The 19,651-nt window shown below is 71.1% G+C and carries 11 protein-coding genes; 7 read left to right on the top strand and 4 right to left on the bottom strand.

Annotation, left to right across the window (positions count from 1 at the left end; genetic code table 11):
- The first annotated feature begins 12 nt into the window (after positions 1-12).
- Genes OEB96_RS35720 through OEB96_RS35710 form a run of 3 tightly spaced genes read left to right on the top strand, consistent with a single transcriptional unit; the run spans position 13 to position 7,611 of the window.
- The gene (locus tag OEB96_RS35720) at positions 13-3,189 is read left to right on the top strand and encodes an SNF2-related protein (RefSeq protein WP_266221348.1); all 3,177 of its coding nucleotides are present in this window, start codon (positions 13-15) and stop codon (positions 3,187-3,189) included.
- Positions 3,186-4,379: a metallophosphoesterase family protein gene (locus OEB96_RS35715; RefSeq protein ID WP_266221347.1), complete on the top strand. Its 1,194-nt coding sequence runs from the start codon at positions 3,186-3,188 to the stop codon at positions 4,377-4,379. The genes OEB96_RS35720 and OEB96_RS35715 overlap by 4 nt, the downstream gene beginning before the upstream one ends.
- A gap of 1 nt (position 4,380) precedes the next feature.
- Positions 4,381-7,611 carry an AAA family ATPase gene (locus OEB96_RS35710; protein WP_266221346.1) on the top strand — a complete coding sequence of 1,077 codons (3,231 nt, stop codon included), beginning with the start codon at positions 4,381-4,383 and terminating at the stop codon, positions 7,609-7,611.
- 39 nt (positions 7,612-7,650) lie between these two features.
- Here the strand turns inward: OEB96_RS35710 and OEB96_RS35705 are convergent, their stop codons facing one another.
- Positions 7,651-8,763 (bottom strand): Rpn family recombination-promoting nuclease/putative transposase, encoded by a 1,113-nt coding sequence (locus OEB96_RS35705; RefSeq protein WP_266221345.1) that lies wholly within the window; start codon positions 8,761-8,763, stop codon positions 7,651-7,653.
- Positions 8,764-9,014: 251 nt separating this feature from the next.
- Here OEB96_RS35705 and OEB96_RS35700 point away from each other — a divergent pair, with 251 nt between their 5' ends.
- Together OEB96_RS35700 and OEB96_RS35695 are read left to right on the top strand one after the other, a co-directional pair.
- Entirely contained in the window at positions 9,015-9,962 is a 948-nt protein-coding gene (locus tag OEB96_RS35700; RefSeq protein ID WP_266221344.1) for a phosphotransferase, read from the top strand.
- 210 nt (positions 9,963-10,172) lie between these two features.
- Positions 10,173-10,532 (top strand): hypothetical protein, encoded by a 360-nt coding sequence (locus OEB96_RS35695; protein WP_266221343.1) that lies wholly within the window; start codon positions 10,173-10,175, stop codon positions 10,530-10,532.
- A 53-nt stretch (positions 10,533-10,585) separates the two neighbouring features.
- On the opposite strand, the gene OEB96_RS35690 is transcribed toward OEB96_RS35695, so the two are convergent.
- A complete protein-coding gene (locus OEB96_RS35690; protein WP_266221342.1) occupies positions 10,586-11,653 on the bottom strand; it encodes an outer membrane protein in 1,068 nt (355 codons plus the stop codon).
- A gap of 280 nt (positions 11,654-11,933) precedes the next feature.
- Here OEB96_RS35690 and OEB96_RS35685 point away from each other — a divergent pair, with 280 nt between their 5' ends.
- On the top strand, positions 11,934-14,030 hold the full coding sequence (locus OEB96_RS35685) for a hypothetical protein (protein WP_266221341.1): 2,097 nt from the start codon (positions 11,934-11,936) through the stop codon (positions 14,028-14,030).
- Positions 14,031-14,036: 6 nt separating this feature from the next.
- On the opposite strand, the gene OEB96_RS35680 is transcribed toward OEB96_RS35685, so the two are convergent.
- Positions 14,037-15,629, bottom strand: a complete 1,593-nt coding sequence (locus OEB96_RS35680) for a type IV pilus twitching motility protein PilT (RefSeq protein ID WP_266221340.1) — start codon at positions 15,627-15,629, stop codon at positions 14,037-14,039.
- Positions 15,630-15,806: 177 nt separating this feature from the next.
- Between OEB96_RS35680 and OEB96_RS35675 the strand changes: the two genes are divergently transcribed.
- Positions 15,807-18,221 (top strand): PEP/pyruvate-binding domain-containing protein, encoded by a 2,415-nt coding sequence (locus tag OEB96_RS35675; protein ID WP_266221339.1) that lies wholly within the window; start codon positions 15,807-15,809, stop codon positions 18,219-18,221.
- On the opposite strand, the gene OEB96_RS35670 is transcribed toward OEB96_RS35675, so the two are convergent.
- A complete protein-coding gene (locus OEB96_RS35670) occupies positions 18,218-19,537 on the bottom strand; it encodes a sigma 54-interacting transcriptional regulator (RefSeq protein WP_266221338.1) in 1,320 nt (439 codons plus the stop codon). The genes OEB96_RS35675 and OEB96_RS35670 overlap by 4 nt on opposite strands.
- Between the last annotated feature and the right edge of the window lie 114 nt (positions 19,538-19,651).

Raw genomic sequence — 19,651 nt, 5'->3', positions numbered from 1 at the left:
GTCACCTCCCCCATGGCGAGCCATCCGATCCGTCGGCGCTATCTCGCCGAGTCGCTGGTTCGCCTGCGGCGGGCCGACGAGCACCCGCGCTACGTGGCGTCACAGCGCGCGGGGAGGATCGACCCCAACCCGCATCAGATCGACGCGGTGATCTTTGCGCTCCAGCGGATCCCCCAGGGCGGCTGCATCCTGGCCGACGAGGTGGGCCTGGGCAAGACGATCGAGGCCGGCCTGGTGATCGCCCAGCGGCGAGTCGAGGGCGCGCGCCGGATCCTGCTCATCACGCCCAAGCCGCTCATGGGGCAGTGGGGTGACGAGCTGCTGTCGCTGTTCGGGATCGAGACGATCGAGGTCGGGGCCGACACCGATCTGCGCGAGCCCGGGGTGTACCTCGTCGGCCGCGAGCAGGCGGGCAGCGAGCGCGGGGCCGAGCGGCTGCGCCTCGCGGCTCCGTTCGACCTGGCGGTGATCGACGAGGCGCACGAGATCTTCGCGGGGATCTACAAGCGCTACGATCGCTTCGGTCGCTGGCGCGCGCGCGGACGGCAGGCCCGGGTGGCGGCGCGGGTCAAGCTGGCGCTGGCCGGTACTCCGGTGCTGCTGCTCACCGCCACGCCGATCCAGAACTCGCTGACGGAGCTGTGGGGGCTGGTGCAGTACGTGGAGCCCACGGGCACCTTGCTCGGCGATCTGCCCACGTTTCGCAGCTTGTTCTGTGCGGGTGACGATCGCCGGCTCCGCGACGGATCGGACGACGAGCTGCGACGGCGCGTGGCCAAGGTGTGCCAGCGGACGCTGCGACGCCAGGCCCAGGCGTTCATGAAGCGGCCGTTCGTGGATCGGCAGGCGCGGCTGTTCGAGTACAGCATGGGGTCGCAGGAGCGAACGCTCTACGACGACGTCACCCGCTACCTGCTCGAGCCCGACCTGTGCGCATTTCGGGGCGGGCAGCGACGGCTGCTGCTGCTGGGCTTCCACCGCCGCATGGCATCGTCGCTCGAGGCGCTCGCGGCCAGCCTGGAGTCGGTCGCGCAGCGGCTCGAGGGCATGCTGCTGCCGGCGGTGGGCAGCGGGCGTCGGCGCGACGACCAGACCCTGGCGCTGTTCGGGTCGGCGCCCCCGCAGGAGGCCGATGCGCAGGCGCAGCAGTTCGCGCTCGACCTCGAGGACGAGGACGGACTCGTCGCGGCCATGGAGGACGATGGGGAGGACGATGGGGAGAACGGCGACGAGGACGAGGAGAGCGACGGAGCCGACGGTGAGGAACGCGGGCCCGAGGGCGGGAAGCGCGATGCCTTCGAAGGCTCCGTCGCGTGGCCCGAGACCCCGTCCGACACCCTGCCTGGCGCCCTACCCGACACCAGGATCCGCCGAGAGCTCGAGCGCGTGCGTGGCTTCATCGAGCGGGCCCGCGGCTGTCCCACCGATGCCAAGCTCGAGCAGCTGGTGATCGCCCTGCGGATGGCGCTGTCGCGACCGGAGGGCAGCGGCAAGGCGGTGATCTTCACCGAGTCGCTCAGCACGCAGGACTACCTGGCGCGTCGCCTGGTCGAGGCCGGGGTGGTGAGCGACGAGGAGGTCACGCTGTTTCGAGGCACCAACGCGGGACCGCGGGTCCAGGCTGCGCTCGGGCGCTGGACCAACGAGGTGGCCGATGCACCGGCTCGGTCTGGCCACGGGGGTGGCGGCGGACCGACCCCCAGCCGGGCCGTGGCCATTCGCATGGCGCTCGTGCACGAGTTCGCCACGCGCTCGCGGGTGCTCATCGCCACCGAGGCGGGGGCCAAGGGGCTCAACTTGCAGTTCTGCGACACGGTGATCAACTACGACCTGCCGTGGAACCCTCAGCGCATCGAGCAGCGGATCGGTCGCTGCCACCGCTACGGGCAGACCCGCGGGGTCACCGTGATCAACTTCCTCAATCGCGACAACGCGGCGCAGCGGCTGACGTTCGAGATCTTGAGCCGCAAGCTCGATCTGTTCGGGACCGTGCTCGATGCCTCCGACGTGGTGCTGCACCAGCCGGGGGCGCTGGGGCCCGAGACCCTGGCGGGAGCGCTGGGGCTCGAGCTCGAGGCGCAGCTCCAGCGGATCTACGAGCGCGCGCGCAGCCTCGACGAGATCGAGGCCGAGCTCGATGCGCTGCGCGGCGAGATCGAGGGCAAGCGCGACGAGTTCGAGGACACCTACCGCCGCACGGCCGGGCTCATCGAGAGCCGGCTCGACGAGACGGTGCGCGCCGGCTTTGCTCGGCTCGAGGACGATCTGCCCTCCGGCCTGGCCGCGTTCGATCAAGCGCTGGGGGGGCTCTTGCAGCGCTACCTCGGCGCAGTCGGGGTCGAGTGGACCGAGCGCGAGGACGAGGGCACCTGGTGCTTCGATCTACAGCCCCACCCGGCCCTGCCCGAGGGGCTGCGCGGCGGGGTGCGGGTGCTGGTGGGGCCGCGCTCGCCCGCGCTCGAAGACGAGGGCCCGCCGGGGCAGCGCCTGCACCTGGGGCACTCGCTGGTGCGCGCGGCGGTGCAGGAGGCTCGCATGGCCACGCGCGATCCATTCGTAGTGGACGTGGAGGCCTGCGATCACCCGTGGCTGCAGGAGCACGTGGGGCAGCGTGGTCGCCTGGTGCTCTCGATGGTCGCGTACGATGGGTTCGAGCCGGTCGAGAACCTGTGCCCGGTGCTGCTGCTCGAGGATCGGCTGGAGGCGCTGCCGCTCGAGGTTGCGCAGCACCTGCTGGCCCACGCGCCGATCCACGATCGCGAGTCGCTGCGGCCTCCGCTGCGGATCCATGCCGCCGATCTCGAGGATGCGATCGAGGAGCGGCTGTTCCTCGATCGGGCCACCGTCGAGCCCCACGAGCGCGGGCGCCTCGAAGAGGCGCTCGATCGCATCGAGCGCTTCATGGACGACCGCGTGCTGGTGTGGGAGCAGCGGCGGGCCGAGCTCCACGAGCGGATCGAAGACGCCCGGCGGCGGCGGGACGGGGCGGCTGGGGCCGCGGCCCGCGACCGCGCGGACGCCGAGCTGTCCGCGCTGGAGGAAGAGCACGAGGCGGCCTGCGGCGAGATTTCGCGGCTGCGGGCCCGCGACGACGAGGACTACGAGACCTGGCGAGAAAACGCCCTGCAGCGGCGCTACAACGTGCCCCGTGTCACGCGGGTGCTCGACGTGGAGCTCGTGATCACATGACCGAGACCAAGCTCGCGGGCCAGAGTGGGCCCGAATACGAAGGACGGGAGGAGGACGACTTGGCGCTCAAGCTGCTGCACACCGCCGACTGGCACCTGGGCCGGCGGTTCCCGAGCTTCCCCACCGAGGTGGGACTCGAGCTCATGCGCGCGCGCATGTCGGTGATCGATGCGATCCTCGGCTCGGCCGCGCACAACGAGGTCGACGCGGTGCTGTGCGCGGGTGACCTGTTCGACGATCCCAACCCCGACGAGGAGTGGTGGCGGCCTCTGACGGAAAAGCTGCGGCGGCACGCCCGGCCGGGGCGTCCGGTCGTGCTCTTGCCCGGCAACCACGACTTCCTGGGGCCGGGCACCGTCTACCACCCCGAGCACGCGTTCCGGCAGGCGCTGCCAGAGCACGTGCACGTGGTCGATCGCGACGACTTCACCCTTCCCCTGGCTCCCGAGGCCACCCTCTACGCCCGGCCGTGCCGCAGTCGGGCCGAGGGCCTCGACCTGGCCATGGCCTTGCCGGCTCGCGAGGAGGGCGATGCGTCGATCCGCATCGGCATGGTGCACGGGTCCACGTTCGACATGCCCGAGCACCAGACCAACTTCCCGATCGCGCGCGACGCTGCAGTGGTTCGGGGGTTCGACTACCTCGCGATCGGGGACACCCACGCCCACCGCGTGTACGACCCGCCCGAGCAGCCCACCGTGTACCCGGGTGCACCCGAGCCCACGAGCTTCGGCGAGCGCGACGTGGGCAACGTGGCGCTGGTGTTCTTCGGGCGTCGGCGCCGTCGGCCGCTCATCCGCTCCGAGCGGGTGGCCCGCTTCACCTGGGAGGAGCGGGTGATCGAGGACATGCCGTCGCTGCGGCGGCTGCGGGACGAGGACCTGCAGCGCACGGTGCTGCGGCTGCAGCTGCGGCTGCGGGTGAGCCCGGCCGAGCGCGACGAAGTCGAGGAGATCCTGCGCGTGCTCGGGGGCACGTCGTCGAGCCATGGCCATGCGGCGGTGCTGCAGGTCGATCGCACCGGGCTGCGCACCGATGCCTCGGATCTGGGCGATGCGCTACTAGGCGCGCCTGCGGTGCTCGTGGAGACCGCCACCAGGCTGCGCGCCCAGGCCGGCGAGCCCGGTGAGACCGGCGAGGTGGCGCAGCGAGCCCTCTATCACCTCTATCGCCTGGTGAGGTCCGGCTAGCATGCGCCTGCTCTCGCTACGCGTGCGCAGCTTCGGCTGCGTCGAGGAGGCTCGCATCGAGCTGGGTCCGGGCGTGAACGTGCTCTACGGGCCCAACGATCTGGGCAAGTCCACGCTCGCCCACGCGATCCGGGCGGCGCTGCTGCTGCCCAGCGGGCACCGTGAGGCCCAGGAGTTTCGACCCTGGCACCGCGATGCGGCCCCCGAGGTGCGCCTGACGTTCGAAGCGCCCGACGAGCCCGGCTCAGGCGCGCTGCCTCGGCGCTGGCGGGTACGCAAGGTGTTCGGCGGCAAGGGAGGGCAGGCCGAGCTCGAGTGGTCCAACGATGGCGAGCGCTTCTCGCTCGACGAGAAGGGACCGGGCGTCGACGCCAAGCTGCGGCACCTGCTGGGCTGGGGCGTGCCCGAGGCGCGTGCTCGTGGCGCCCGGGGCTTTCCTGGCTCGTTCCTCGCCACCGTGCTGCTCGGGCCGCAGGCAGTGCCCGGCTCGGTGCTGGGCAAGGGTCTCGATGCCGACGCCAGCGAGTCCGGTCGCGAGCGGCTGACCGAGGCCTTGCAGGCGCTCGCGCAGGACCCTCGCTTCAAGGAGGTGCTCGACGAGGCCCAGCGCAAGGTCGACGAGGCCTTCACCCCGCTGGGCAAGCCCAAGAAGGGCAAGGCCTCGCCGCTGACCCCCGTGCGCCAGGAGATCGAGGTGCTCGAGTCGCGGCTGCGCGAGGAGGAGTCGCGGGTGCACGACAGCGACACGGTGCGCGAGCAGCTCTTGCAGCTCGAAGCGGCGCGCACCGAGGCGATCGTGGCGCGCGACGAGGCCGAGGCGGAGGCGCAGCAGGCTCGCGCCGCGTTCGAGCAGGGACGGGCGCGGATGCGGGCCAAGGCCGAGGAGGAGCAGGCGGCGCAGGCGCTCGAGCAGGGGCGGGCGGTGCTCACCGAGCTGCGCCAGTGGCAGCAGGCGGCCGAGCGTCACCTCGGCATGCTGCCCGCGGCCGAGGCCGCGCTCGAGCGCGCGCGCGAGGCCAACGACGAGGCGCAGCAGCGGCTCGTGCAGGCCGAGGCCGCGGTGCGTGCGATCGAAGAAGGCGGCGACGCGCAGAGCCGGCTGACTCGTCAAGCCCTCGAGACGCGGCGGCTCGAGCTTCGCACCGAGCGCGAGCGGGCCGATGCGGCCATGCAGCGCGCCGAAGAAGCACTGCGCCTGCGCGAGCGGCTCGAGCAGCTCGACGAGGAGCAGCGGGCCCTGGGCCAGGATCTCGCCGCGGCCGAGCACGCCGCGGCGCAGGCCGAGGCCTCGCGCCGCGAGGCCGACGCGGAGCGACGGCTCTACGATGCCTTGCTGAGGCTGCGTCGCTGGCAGGAGGCCAAGGCGCGGGTCGATGCCGCCAGGCAAGCGGCCGATGAGGTTGCCCGCCTGCGCTCGGTCGCCGACGCACGAACGGTGGCGCTCGACCAGGAAGAGGCCGCGCTCGCGGCCGCACGGCTACCCGAACCCGCCACCCTCGATGCCTGGCGAGCGCTGGCCGAGGAGCGTCGCGTGGCCGAGGCACGGCTGGGCGTGGGTCTGTCGCTGGTGGTGCATCGCGGCTCTGTGCCCGTCCGGGTGTGGCGCGATGAGCACGAGCCCCAGGCCACGGCGGCGGGGCAGTCGGTCGAGGCCCGCCAGCGGCTGCGCATACAGGTGGCCGACGAGGTGGAGCTGGAGGTGCAAGGCGGCGATCCCCTGGCGCGAGCGGCTCGCGACGCGGTGGAGCGTCGCTGGGTCGAAGAGGTCGCACCCGTGCTGGACGGGCTCGGCGTTCCCGACCTGTCGGCAGTGGAGCGCAGGCTGCACGATGCGCGGGAGCGGCGGGCGTCCATCGTGCGGCGTCGGCACGAGGTGCAGCGCGAGCTCGATCGCGCGGCTGCTCTGCAGCAGCGGGCCGACGACCTGCCCCAGCTCGAGCAGGTGCTCCACGCGCGCGAGCAGGCGCTGGCCGGGCTCGACCGCGACGCGCTCGAGCAGCGCTCGAGCGAGCACGACGAGGCCGCTCTCGAGCACCGCCGCGCCCATGCCGAGGCTCGCATCGACGAGTCCCAGCACCGCCATGTGAAGGCCAAGGCGCGCGCGGCCAGTCTCGCCAGCGATCAGCGTGCTCGGGCCGAGGAACGCGAGCGCGTCCACGCCGAGCTCCAGCCGCTGCTGGCGATGGGCGATCCCGAGGAGGAGCGTGATGCGTTGTTCGATCGCCTCGCCGCGATCGAGGGCGAGCAAGAGACCGTGGACGAGCAGCTCGCCGAGCACGACGAGGCCCGTGCACGCCAGCGAGCCGAGGCGGTGATGCTGGTGCGCGATGCCCAGGCCGAGGCCGATCGCTGCCGAGTGACGGCGGCTCAGGCTCGGCGCGAGGTCGACGAGCGTCGCGAGGCGGAGGCCCAGGCGCGCGGTCGGTTGGCACAGCTCGAGGCCCAGGCCAGCCGCGTGGACGAGCCTGCGTTGCGGGCCGAGGTCGAGCGCTGTCAGGAGCAGCTGCGGGCGCTGCCCGAGCCCCAGACGGTCGTGACGCTCGAGGCGCTCGAGGCCGCCGAGGCCGAGCTGACCACGCGGCAGCACGCGATGCGCGAGGCCGAGGCCGACTACGAGCAGCTCCGTGGTGCGCTCAAGCACGTGGGCGGGGCGATCGCCCGCGAGCGTGCCCAGCAGACCCGCGATGCGCTGTTGGCCGCGCGGCAGCGCGAGCACGACCTCGAGCTCGACTACGAGGCATGGAAGCTGCTGACCCAGACCCTGCGCGAGGCCGAGAGCGCCGAGGGGCGCCACCTTGGCGAGGCGCTCGGCGAGGACGTACACAAGCGGTTCGCCGCGCTCACGGGCGGTCGCTACGGCGGGCTCCGGCTCGGCCGTGACCTGAAGGCCGAGGGTCTCGAGGTCGCGGGGGCGCTGCGGGACCTGGGTCGGTTCTCCGAGGGCGTGCAGGATCAGCTCGCCACCATCTTGCGGCTGGCGATCGCCGACCACCTCGGCACTGCGCTCGTGCTCGATGATCACCTCGCGCAGACCGATCCACAGCGGGTCGCATGGTTTCGCGAGCTGTTGCTGCAGATCGGAGCGCGGGCGCAGATCGTGGTGCTCACCTGCCGTCCCGAGGACTACCTGCACGACGCCGAGCGGCCCGAGGCCAGCAAGGCCGCGCGGGATGCCGAGCGGCTGCGGGCCATCGATCTCACCCGCGTGATCCGCCGCGCCGGCGTGACGTAGGAGGGGCCTGAGCTGGAGCGCATGCCGCGTGCTCCACACTCAGGGCACGCGCTGGAAGACCTCGTCCACCGAGTGTGCCGCGACGGCACGCTGGAACCAGCGCTGGAGCTGGAGTTCGTCGCGCGTGGCCAGGACGCGCTCGCGAAGCTTCGGAGAAACGCTGAAGCCTCGTTGCTCGAGCAGTGCGAGGAGCATCTCGGCCTTCGCGGCAGCGCGCCCTTCCCTGCGCCCCTGCTCGTGCCCTACCTTGTGCCCTGCCTCGTGCCCTGCCTTGTGCCCTTCGGCCAGCAGCTCGGCCTTCCGCTGCTTCATCTGCTCTTCGAGCCATTGCTCGCCGCCCTCGGCCAGCCATTTGTGCCTCGCTGCGTCGTGCATCCCTCGCTGCTCCTCGTCGATGACGTCCAGCAGCGTGCGTCGAAACCGAGACTCCGGTCCGAACACGCTGACCACGTAGAACCATAGCGTACAGACGACCTCCCCGCCCAGCTCGCGCTTCACCGTCGTGAGCATGTCCGCGATGGCGAGCATCTGTTCCTCCGTGTACCGGTCCCCTTCGTGGTGGGCCAGCAGGAGCAGCCGGGTCACCCGAACCAGCGTGAGGATCTCGTCCCGGGCCTGCTGGTCCTGGACGATGGGATCACGAACGTCGTCGATGACCAGCGTGACTTCCACCGGGCTGACGAACCCTTCCTTCAGCTCCTCGGGCAGATCCAGCATCTCCGACAAGCGATACGGTGCGGTCCAGCCATTCTCACACTGAGCCAGGACCACCGGGATGATCAGTGGGATCTTGCGGACCGAGTCCCCTTGGTTGGCGAGGAACCGTTTCCAGATCCACACGAGGTACTCGAGCATTCGCCACGGCATCAGCGGATCGGGCTGGGACTGGTGCTCGAGCAGCACGTAGACGAGGGCTCGGTGCTCGCCGTTGGCGAAGGCGATCGAGTAGAGGACGTCCGTGCGCCCCTCGTCGAGGACGCGGTCCACGAACGAGCCGGGCTCGATCCGAATGTCGTCGAAGTCGAGCAGCGCCACGAGTCGTGCAGGCAGCACGTGCCGTAGCTCCACTCCCGCAGCCGCGGGATCGGAGAGGATCCGCCGCGCCAACCGATCATGCGGATTGCGGCGTCGTTCGTCCTCGTCGTCGGCCATCGAACAGGCCGACCGCTTTGCGATTTCTGTTCCGGTGACCTGGTCGAAGGATCACGCGGGCTTGCGAGCGCGATGGTCCGAGAGTGGCCAACCGATGGACCGGGCTCTGGCCCACGGGTTGGCCACGGTGGCCCGACAGTGACGAAATTGGGGGGTCATGTGACTTCACGCAGAGGCGCTTGCGCGGTGGTCCATCGAGAGCCCTGACTGGGCCGAGCCGAGGGTAACGCCTCAGCCCGAAGCCTGGCACCATGAGGCCGATGTCGGAGTCGGGCAATCTCGTCGGGCGCACCAACCGAGCCGTCGAGGCCGCGGCTGCGGTGGCGCGCGAGCTCGGGATCACGGTGATCGAGCCACGAGTTCTACACGACGCGTTCTCAGTGGTCGTTCACCTGTCACCTGCACCGCTGGTCGCCCGCATTCCCGTCGTCTTGCCGCCGGGGCTCGAGCGCGCGGAGCTGATCGCCCGTCAGCGCAGAGAGCTCGGGATCGTCGAGTGGCTCGCGGCACGTGGTGAGCCCGTCGTCGTGCCCAGCCCGCTGGTGCCGGTCCAGCCAGTGGTGCACGAGGGGTTCTCGATGACCTTTTGGACGCTCGTCGAGATCGATGCGACCGTCACCCCAGACTACGTTGCGAGCGCCGGCTTGGCTGCGGCACTGCACGCTACGATGCGCGAGTACCCGGGCGAGCTGCCGTTCTTGTGGCCGGTCCACGCCACGGTTCCGCCCGGCCTCGCCTTCCTCGCCGATCATCCCGAGCTGATTGCGGCCGCCGATCTCGATCGGGCTCGGCGCGAGTGGGCTGCACTCGAGCCCGTGCTGACCTCGAGCGAGTCGTTCGCGGCAGCATTCCCCCGCGGCACCGTGCAGCCGATCCACGGCGACGCCCCCTCGTACAACCTGATCCACGCGACCTCGGGGATCCGGTACGCCGACTTCGAAGACGTCACGCTCGGCCCCCCGGAGTGGGATCTCGCGCTGTTCGGTCCCGCGGCCGCCGCGACGTACGATGCCGAGGCGGCGCGTCGGAGCCTGCGCGTGCTCGAGCCGGACGTGCAGCGAGCCATGGACACCGCACGGGCGCTCCAGGTGGTGGCCTCCCTCGCGCTCGTTCCACAGCTGCCCCTGCTGGCGACCGGCCTGATGCCGATGCTGGAGCTGTGGCGGGCGTCGCCGCCCTACCTGGGTGTCCAAGAGTAGAAGCGCCCCGAGCACGCGGGTCTGCACGTGGATGCTCCCACGGTGAGATCCCGGGATCTGCTCGTTCACTTTGCGCGAGATCCCGGGATCTGCTCGTTCACTTTGCGCGAGATCTCCGGTCTCGATCACCCGGAATCACGAAGGAATCTCCGATCGACCCGTACGCAGCCGACGTGGCGCACCAGCCACTCGAGCGGTACTCGATCCGAGATGCAGCTGACGACGTTGGTCGAGATCCTGAGGTCCGAGATCCCGGGCCTCACCGAGCGCGCTTCGACGCGCGACAACCTGGCCCGGCTCTACGCCGAGCGGGGTGGTCGAGACGGTTCGGATGCGGAGCGCCAGGGCACCGATCGTGGCTCAGCGGGCGGCGAGGCCACCCTCCGGGCCTCCGTGGCCGTCGTCACCTCGCTCGCTCGGGCCGGCAAGCTCGAGGACGCCAAGCGCGAGGCCCGGCGAATCCTCTCCGAAGGGGACGTGCCACCGGACGTCTCGACGAAGCTGCGGCGCGTGCTCGTGCGAAGGTCGCCCTGCGATTCGAAGCGGGCTCGAGGCCGGGCGGCGAAGTAGCCGTCGTTGGCGCTCGGCTCCGAGCCCATGAATCCCAGCGGGGGCTCTCGAGCCTAGTCCTTCACGCGCCGGACCTTCTTGACCGTGTGGTGGTGCTCGTCGTGGTCTTCGTTGCGCCGGTCGAGCCGCACCGGAATCCCCACCGTGACTCCCGCGAGCACCGACAGCCCCGTGTTGCTGTAGTCGGGCAGGCTGGGCATCTTGCGACGCGCGCTCCACAGCTGCATCACCTCGGCGTTGAGCGAGATGTAGTTGCTGATGCGGACCTCGAGGCCGGCGTGCAGCTCGAAGCCGATCCGCGCGCTGGCGTCGACGGTGCGGGCCGCCTCGGCGCGGCGGTAGTCGAGGCGGAGCACGTCGAACCCGAAGCCCAGGCCCGCGTAGGGGCGCACGGGGAACTCGTCGAACAGGTACAGGCTGCCGCCGAGGAACAGTGGCACCGAGGTGTAGTCGAGGCGGGTGGCCTGGCCCGGGCCGATGCCCCCTTCTCCCGGCTCGAACACCACCCGCCCCTGCTCGAAGCCGGTGCGGAAGTAGCCGATGAAGTGGGGGTAGCGCCACGCGCTGTCGGTCTCGAACATCTGGACCTTGAGGTCGAGCCCCTTGACGTAGCCGCACGCGGTCTGCCCCGCCGGATCGGCGCACGCCTTGAACTGGTTCTGACGCAGCCGCCCGTCGCCGCTGGAGACCCGCCCGTTGCTGCCGCCGGGGTTGAAGACCAGGCCTCCGTGCAGGCCGAGCCACTTGATGTCGCGATGGCGATGATGATGGTGATGCTCGACGATCTCCTCCTCGACGATCTCGTCGTCGTCGTCGTCGTCCGAGCTCTCCACGATCACCACCGCCTGGTCGCCGTCGGTGATCTTCACGACCTTCTTGGTCTGCCCGTCCTCGACCTTCTCGACGACCTTCACCACGGCCTCGCCGTCGGCCTCCTCGATCACGGTGGTCTTGGTGGTGTCGCCATCGGCGTCGGTCTCTACCACCACCTTCACCGGTCCGTCCTCGACGGACTCCGAGACCACGGTGGTCCCGTCGCCCTCGCCGGCCAGGGCCGGGGTGGTCGCGGTGAGCGCAAGGAGCGCGGCGGAGATGGGGAGCAGGGAGGCAGTCGGTCGCATGGGTGAAGCCCTCGGAGGTGGCGGAGATGGCCGCTCGGAGCGAGTCAGCCGCGGTTGCAGAGGCACCTATCCGCAGCCACCGGGGGTGGGTTGGCAAAAATTCCCGCGATGATCGCGCGCCAGATGGGCGTTCGGGGCGCGGATCGAACCCCGCTTCCGGCGCCATGCGCGATAGAATCGCTTGGCTCCGCGCGGGCGACCGGCGGGGCGAGGGGGACCTGCCATGACCTTGCGTAGCTCTTCATGGGGCGCGGTAGCGCTTTGCACCTCGTTGGCTCTCTTGACCGGGTGCCCGAGCGACGACATCGCGATCGGAACCAGCAACTCGGACAGTGAGAGCGGGAGCGGCACCCAGACCGACTCCGATACGAACGGCCCGACCACGACGGGGACCACCGCGGTGCAGGACGGCACCGGGGATTCCGGAACCACCGGCGACACCGACACGCCGATGACCACGGGTCCGGACTCGACCGCGACCGATGGCACTGCCTCCACGAGCGACACCGATGCCTCGACCACCGACGCGACCACCGGTCCGGGCGAGGTCTGTGGCAACGACGTGGTCGAGGGCGCCGAGGCGTGCGACGGCTCGGACCTCGCGGGCGAGGATTGCATCAGCCAGGGCTTCGACGCCGGCATGATCGCCTGCAACCCCGACTGCACCTTCGATACCTCGGGCTGCATCATGATGAACTGCGGCAACGATGCGATCGAGGCGGCCGAGGTGTGCGACGGCACCGATCTGGCGGGCGAGGACTGCATCAGCCAGGGCTTCGACGCCGGTACGCTGGGCTGCATGGGCGATTGCACGGGCTACGACACGTCGGGCTGCGTGACGTTCATGTGCGGCAACGATGCGATCGAGGGGGCCGAGGTGTGCGACGGCACCGATCTGGCGGGTCAGGACTGCATCGGCCAGGGCTTCGACGCCGGCACGCTCGGCTGTCTGGACGACTGCACGGGCTACGACACCTCGAGCTGCGTGGCGTTCATGTGCGGCAACGATGCGATCGAGGGGACCGAGGTGTGCGACGGCACCGACCTCGCGGGGCAGGACTGCGTCGGCCAGGGCTTCGACGTGGGTACGCTCGGCTGCCTGGGCGATTGCTCGGCCTTCGACACCAGCGGCTGTGCGAACTTCGCCGGCGACTGCTGTGCGGCCAACGGAACCCCCGGCTGCGATGACGTGGCCTGTACCGCGGCCGTGTGTGCGCTCGACCCGTTCTGCTGCAGCAATCAGTGGGACGCGATCTGTGGCGACGAGGCGTTCGTCGAGTGCCCGGCCGTCTGCGACAACTGTGGCGACGGCACGATCAACAGCCCGGTCGAGACCTGCGACGGCCTGGATCTGGCGGGTGAGTCCTGTGCGACGCAGGGCTTCGACCTCGGTACCCTGGCCTGCCAGGCCGACTGCAGCGCCTTCGACACCACGGGCTGCATCGACTTCACGGGCGACTGCTGTGCGGCCCATCCGACCCCCGGGTGCGACGACCTGGCCTGCACCGCGGCCGTGTGTGCGATCGATCCGTTCTGCTGCAGCAACCAGTGGGATGGCGTCTGTGCGGGTGAGGCCATCGCCGAGCCGGCGTGCCAGGGCGTGGGCGGCTCCTGCTCCGCGCCGGTCTGTGGCGATGACGTGGCCCAGGGTCTCGAGGTCTGCGACGGTGCCGACCTCGCGGGCGAGGACTGCATCAGCCAGGGCTTCGACACCGGCATGCTCGGCTGCCTGGGCAATTGCTCGGGCTTCGACACCAGCGGGTGCGCCGACTTCGGCGGCGATTGCTGTGCGGACAACGGGACCCCCGGGTGTGACGATGCAGCCTGCACCGCGGCCGTGTGCGCGATCGATCCGTTCTGCTGCGACACCCAGTGGGATGGCATCTGCGCCGACGAGGCCCTCATCGAGCCGGCGTGCCAGGGCGTGGGCGGCTCCTGCCCCGCGCCGGGTGCCTGTGGCGACGGCGTCATCGGTGCCGGCGAGGTCTGCGACGGTGCCGACCTCGCCGGGCAGGATTGCCTCTCGCAGGGCTTCGACGGCGGAACGCTCGGCTGCCTGGGCGACTGCTCGGGCTTCGATACGTCGTCGTGCCAGAGCATCGGCTACGGCGACTGCATCAACAATCCGCCGGGGGTGGCGTGCCTGCCCCAGGAGCAGTGCGTGTTCAACCCCTTGAACCCCGCCCAGGGGGCATGCGCTGCGTCCTGCACGGCCCTGGCCGATTGCCCGCTCACGCCGCCCGGCGGCACGGCGGTCGCGCAGTGCACCGACGCCACCGGCGACGGAGCCAACGAGTGCGTCCTGTCCTGTGCGGGCGGCCTGCTCTGCCCGCCGGGAATGCTCTGTGCGTTCGGAATCGCCTGCGTCTGGTCGTAGGAATCGTCAGCCACGCCCGCGCAGGTGCTCGGCCATCAGCGCCGGGTTGCTGCTGTGGGCCATGGCCGCCTCGGTCGCCAGCAAGCCGCGGCGAACGAGCGCGGCCAGGGTCACCTCGAACGAGAGCATGCCGTCGCCGCGGCCCTTTTGGATCTCGCTGAGGATCTGATGCCCGCGACCCTCGCGGATCTTGGTGGCCACCGCGGTGTTGACCCGCAAGAGCTCCACCGCCGGCACCCGCTGGGGCAGCACCCGCGAGGGCAGCAGGCGCTGGGTGACGATCGCCCGCAGCACCCCCGAGAGCTGGAAGCGGATCTGCGCCTGCTGATGCTCGGGGAACGAGTCGATGATGCGATCGAGGGCCATCGTGGCATCGGCGGCATGCAGGGTGCTCAGCACCAGGTGCCCGGTCTCGGCCGCGGTGAGTGCAGCGGCCACGGTGGCGTGGTCTCGCATCTCGCCCACGAGGATCACATCGGGGCTCTCGCGCAGCGCCGCGCGCAGGCCCTCGCTGAACGAGCTGACGTGCACGCCGAGCTGGCGCTGGTGGACCAGCGCGCGGCGGTGCCGGTACTCGTACTCGATGGGATCCTCGAGCGTGATCACGTGCTTGGGCGCGGTGCGGTTGATGTGCTCGATGAGCGCGACCAGGGTGGTGGACTTGCCCGAGCCGGCCGTGCCGGTCATCAGCACCAGGCCGCTGTCCAGCGTGGCGAGCGTGGCGAGCTCGGCCGGGAGGTTCAGCACGTCGAGCGTGGGCGGATCGGCGCGCACCGGCCGAAGCGCGAGGGCCAGGCCGCTCTGCTGCAAGAACAGGTTGGCGCGGTAGCGCTGCACTTGGCCCTCGATGCGTATGCGCAGGGCGAGATCGGTGCTGCCCGCATGGTTCAGCTCGTGCTGGGCTCGCGGCCCCAGCACGGGGTGCACGAGCCCACGGATCATGGGCTCGTCGATCGGCAGACCGGCGAGCTCGGTGATCTCTCCCGCGACGCGCAGCCGGGCGTTGCTGCCTTGCGAGAGCAAGATGTCCGACGCCCGTTCCTGGCTCGCCTGCACGAGCACCGGTCCGAGCGGGCCGGGGTCGAGCAACGGCTCGCTGCGTAGCGGCTCGAGCGGGGTACCGGCTCCGCTGGTGAACACCACGGGGGCCTGAGACGGGGGATGGTTGGCGGCCGGCGGGATCGAGCTGCTCGCGGGGGCCTCGAGCGGGGGCTCGGGATCGGACGGGGCCGCGGGAAAGGCCGGTGGCCCGGGCTCGGCCGGCATCGGAGCGGACGAAGGGGCCGCGAGCTCGGCTCCGGCGCGACGAAGTGTCAATCGCGGTCCATCGCTGCGAGGCTCTGCCAGGACCGCGTAGCCATGACCATCCTCGGCCTCGTAGACGGTCTCCACGGGCTGTCCGGCGGCCAGCTGCTCGCGCGCGGGCGCATCGAGGAGATCCTCGATCATCACGTCCACCATGTCGCGGCCCAGCGCGGGCATGGACAGCGGACGCGGCTCGCCGCGCCGCTCGAGCCACGGAGGCTCGGTCGAGGGGATCACCAGCACGTCCGCCCCCTGGGCGGACATCAGCTTGAGGAGGGAATCGACGAGGGCCATCGCGTCCGGCGTTGAATGCACCGAGCATGCCAGCTCACGGGGGCATCCGTGGGCCAATCGCTGGGCCAATCGCTGGTATGCTGCGTTCGGGATGCCCGCCGCTCTGCGCCCTCGACGTGCGTAGACGGGCCCGGCGGGCCGCTTCGACCGACATCTCCGCTGCGCCCGCCGAGCCCCATGTCCTCGCTCGTTCCCCTCGATCGCGCCACCGACCCTGCGTGCGGAGGCAAGGCCCGTGGCCTCGCCCGCTTGATCGCGGCCGGTCTGCGGGTGCCCGAGGGCTTCGTGATCGTGGATGCCCGCGCCGACGCACTCCCGCCCGACCTGGGCCAGGCGTACGCCGCCCTCGGAGCGGGCAAGGTTGCGGTGCGGTCCTCGGGCGCGTTCGAGGACGGCACGGTTCACTCCTACGCCGGGGTCTACGAGTCGGTGCTCGACGTGGAGGGCGAGACGGCCCTGCGCGCGGCCGTGCTTCGTTGCCTGGCGTCGGTGCACGACGAGCGGGTGCGGGCCTACGCGGGAGGGGCCAGCGACGCGCGCATGTCGGTGGTGGTCCAGCGCATGGTCGGGGCTCGCTGTGCCGGGGTGCTGTTCACGCTCGACCCGGTGCGCGGCGACGACTCGCGCTGGCACATCGAGGCGGTCGAGGGTCTCGGCGAGGCGCTGGTCTCGGGTCGCAAGCGGCCCGATCGCTACGTGGTCGATCCGAACGACGGCACGGTGCTCGAGCGCGAGCTCGTCGGCGACCAGCCAGTGCTCCACGACGCCGAGCTCACGGCCATGGTGGCGCAGGCCAGGGTGGCCCGGGCCGAGCTGGGCGGCGAGCCGCTCGACATGGAGTGGGCCATCGATCACGCCGAGGGCCTCTACTGGCTGCAGGCACGGCCGATCACCGAGTCGGGGCCCACGCCGCTGGACGAGCTCGACACCGCGCTCGACGTGCCGACGCCGGGGTTCACCCGCTACAACGTGGGCGAGATCCTGCCCGGGGCGATCACGCCGCTCACCGCCACCACCGTGGTGGAGATGATCGACGGCGGGTTCTCGCGAGTCTACGAGCGCATGGGGGTGTTCGACGAGGTCGACGCGCGTGGGCGCTGCTTCGTCGTCGTTTCGGGTCACCTGCTGATGAGCATGCGTGCTCCCTATTTGTTCGTGGCCAAGGTCGCCGGGGCGAACAAGGAAGACGCCGATCGCAGCCTGGGAGGTCGGGTGTTCGACGAGCTCGAGGGCTACCCCACGCGAAGCACCTGGACGCGGCTGCGCACCGCCGCGCGGGCCTTTCCGCTGCTGCGGCGGGCCAAGGCCGAGGTCACCGAGGTCGAGGCGGCCCTGCCGAGGTTCCACGCGCCGCTGCCCGACGACACCGAGGCCCTGATCGCGCGCCTACACGAGCTGGTCGACTATGGCGTCGAGACCTGCGAGGCGCACATGATCGCCTCGACCTGGTCGGGGATGCTCGCGGGGGTGCTCCAGCGAGTGCTGGCCGGGGACGAGTCGCTGCCCTCCGATCGAGGCTCGTCGTTCGCGGCGCTCCTCCAGGGGATCGGCGGGGTCGAGAGCGCCGACATCGGAGCCGCCGTGGAGACCCTGGTCGATGCCCTGCGCGAGAGCCCCGAGGCCACGGCCCGCGTGCGCGACCCCGAGGGCGGTGCGGACGACCCGGCGCTGCTGGCCTGGCTCGAGCAGCCCGGCAGCGGCCTGGCCGGTGAGCGCTGGCGTGCGTTCATCGAGCGCCATGGCCACCGCTGCGTGGGCGAGCTCGAGCTGCGCGAGCGCGACTGGTCGCAGGATCCCACCCCGTTGCTGGCGGTGCTGCGGGCCTCGCTGTCGAGCGATGGCCACCGCGCTCGCCCACGGCCGGTCGACGTGGACGCCCTGGCGATCTCGCGCGGGGCCCGGCGCGGGGTTCGGTGGCTCCTGCCCCGGGTTCACGATGCAATCCGTCAGCGCGAGCGCGGCAAGTCGCTGCTGGTGCGGGTCGCCCGGCTCACCAAGGCGTGCTGCGTGCGTCTGGGCCAGCGGCTCATCGAGCAGGGGGGGCTGCCCGAGGCCGACCTCGTCTACTTCTTGACCCGCGACGAGCTGGTGGCGCTCGCCCGCGATCCCTCGACCCACGGCGGTGCGATGGCCCGGCTCGCCACCCGGCGACGCCACGCCCTCGGTCGTCAGCGAGCGCTGCGCATGCCCATGGTCAGCCGGACCAGGCCCGAGCCGCTTCCGCTGCCGCCGATCCCCGCCGGGATGCAGCAGGTGCGGGGGACCCCGGTGAGCGGGGGCGTGGTCGAGGGCCTGGCGCGCGTGGCTCGAACGCCGGCCGACGCGGGAGCGCTGCGGCCCGGGGAGATCTTGATCGTTCCGTTCACCGACGCGGGCTGGACTCCCTACTTCAGCATCGCGGGCGGGCTGGCCACGGAGATCGGCGGCACCCTGTCGCACGGGGCGGTGGTCGCTCGCGAGCTGGGGCTGCCCGCGGTCGTCGATCTCGATCGCGCGACCGAGCGATTCGCAACCGGTCAGCGCGTGCGCCTCGATGCCGAAGCCGGGGTGCTGCAGGCGCTGGAGGAGCCGCCGTCGAAGCCCTGGAGCTAGCTCAGGCCGATGCGCTTGAGCAGATCTCGCAGCCCCTGCCGCGTGTATCCGGTCTGACGGGCTGCTTCGCTCACGTTGCCGCGCGTGCGCTCGAGCAGCCGCTTGAAGTACTCGCGCTCGAATTCCGTGCGGGCCTCGTCGAGCGGTAGGCGGTAGATCGACTCGTCGAGCGCGTCATTGGCCACGGCGCCGCCGAGGACCAGGTCGTCGCGCCGCACGGTGGAGCCCGGGCACAGCATGGCGGCGCGCTTGATCACCTTCTTCAGCTCGCGCACGTTGCCGGGCCAGGGGTGGGCGCGAAGCGCCTGGTAGGCTTCGTCGGAGAACGACAGCGCCACGCCGCGGTCGCGGGCGAATCCCTGCAAGAAGCGGTCGGCCAGCAGCAGCATGTCGCTGCCGCGCTCTCGCAGCGCGGGCAGGGTCACCGTGAGCTCGTCCAGGCGGTAGTAGAGGTCGGCGCGAAACTTTCCCTCACCCACCATCTGTCGCAGATCGCGGTGCGTGGCCGCCACCAGCCGCACGTCGACCGGCCGCGGCTTGACCTCGCCGATGCGCTGCACCTCGCGGCGGTCGAGCACCCGCAGCAGCTTGGGCTGGAGCTCGAGCGGGAGCTCGCCGATCTCGTCCATGAACAAGGTGCCCCCGTGGGCTTCCTCGAAGCACCCGGCGTTGTCCTCGTGCGCCCCGGTGAACGCTCCCTTCTTGTAGCCGAGGATGGTGGCCTCGGCGAGCTCACGCGGCAGGGCGGCGCAGTCGAGCACCACGAACGGACCCTTGGCGCGGGGGGACCGGCCGTGCAGGGCTCGCGCGGCCAGCTCCTTGCCGGTGCCGGTCTCGCCGGCGAGCAGCACGTCGAGTGAGGCGTTGGCGGCTCGCTCGAGTACGCTGAATACCTCGCGCATGCCCGAGCTCGCTCCGTACATCTCCTCGAAGCGATCATGTGGGGAGATCGGGACATCGACCTCCTCGGCGGACAGCAGCTCGACCTCGGTGTGCTGGCCGGGCGAGAACACGGCGCCCACGTCGATCCAGGCTTCGACCACGCGGGCGTTGCCGATCCAGGTTCCGTTGGTGCTGTCGCGATCGCGCAGCAGCACCCCACCATCGCGCAGCACCAGCTCGAAGTGGGTGGTGCTGACCGAGCCGTCGGTGAGCACCAGGTCGTTGACCTCGCTGCGGCCTCCGGTGATCGTGGTGCGCGGGACCTCGATCTCCCGGCCGCGATCGGGGCCGCTGCGCACGCGCAGCTTCACCCGGCCCAGGCGACGGTGGGTGAGCTGTCCCCCGCGGGGGATCTCGATGGTCTTGATGGCCAAGGCGCATCGAATGTACCGCGCGTTGGCCAGGGACGGCGGTGCTCGGGCGCGAAACCCTCATCCTGCGCGGGTGCGGATCGTGCGTCCGATCGTCGTGATGGCCCGAATACCTCT

Source organism: Paraliomyxa miuraensis, assembly GCF_026337845.1.
Taxonomy (GTDB): Bacteria; Myxococcota_A; Polyangia; order Nannocystales; family Nannocystaceae; genus Paraliomyxa; species Paraliomyxa miuraensis.
Note: the sequence above shows the minus strand (reverse complement) of the source record. Positions and strands in the feature narration are given on the sequence as shown.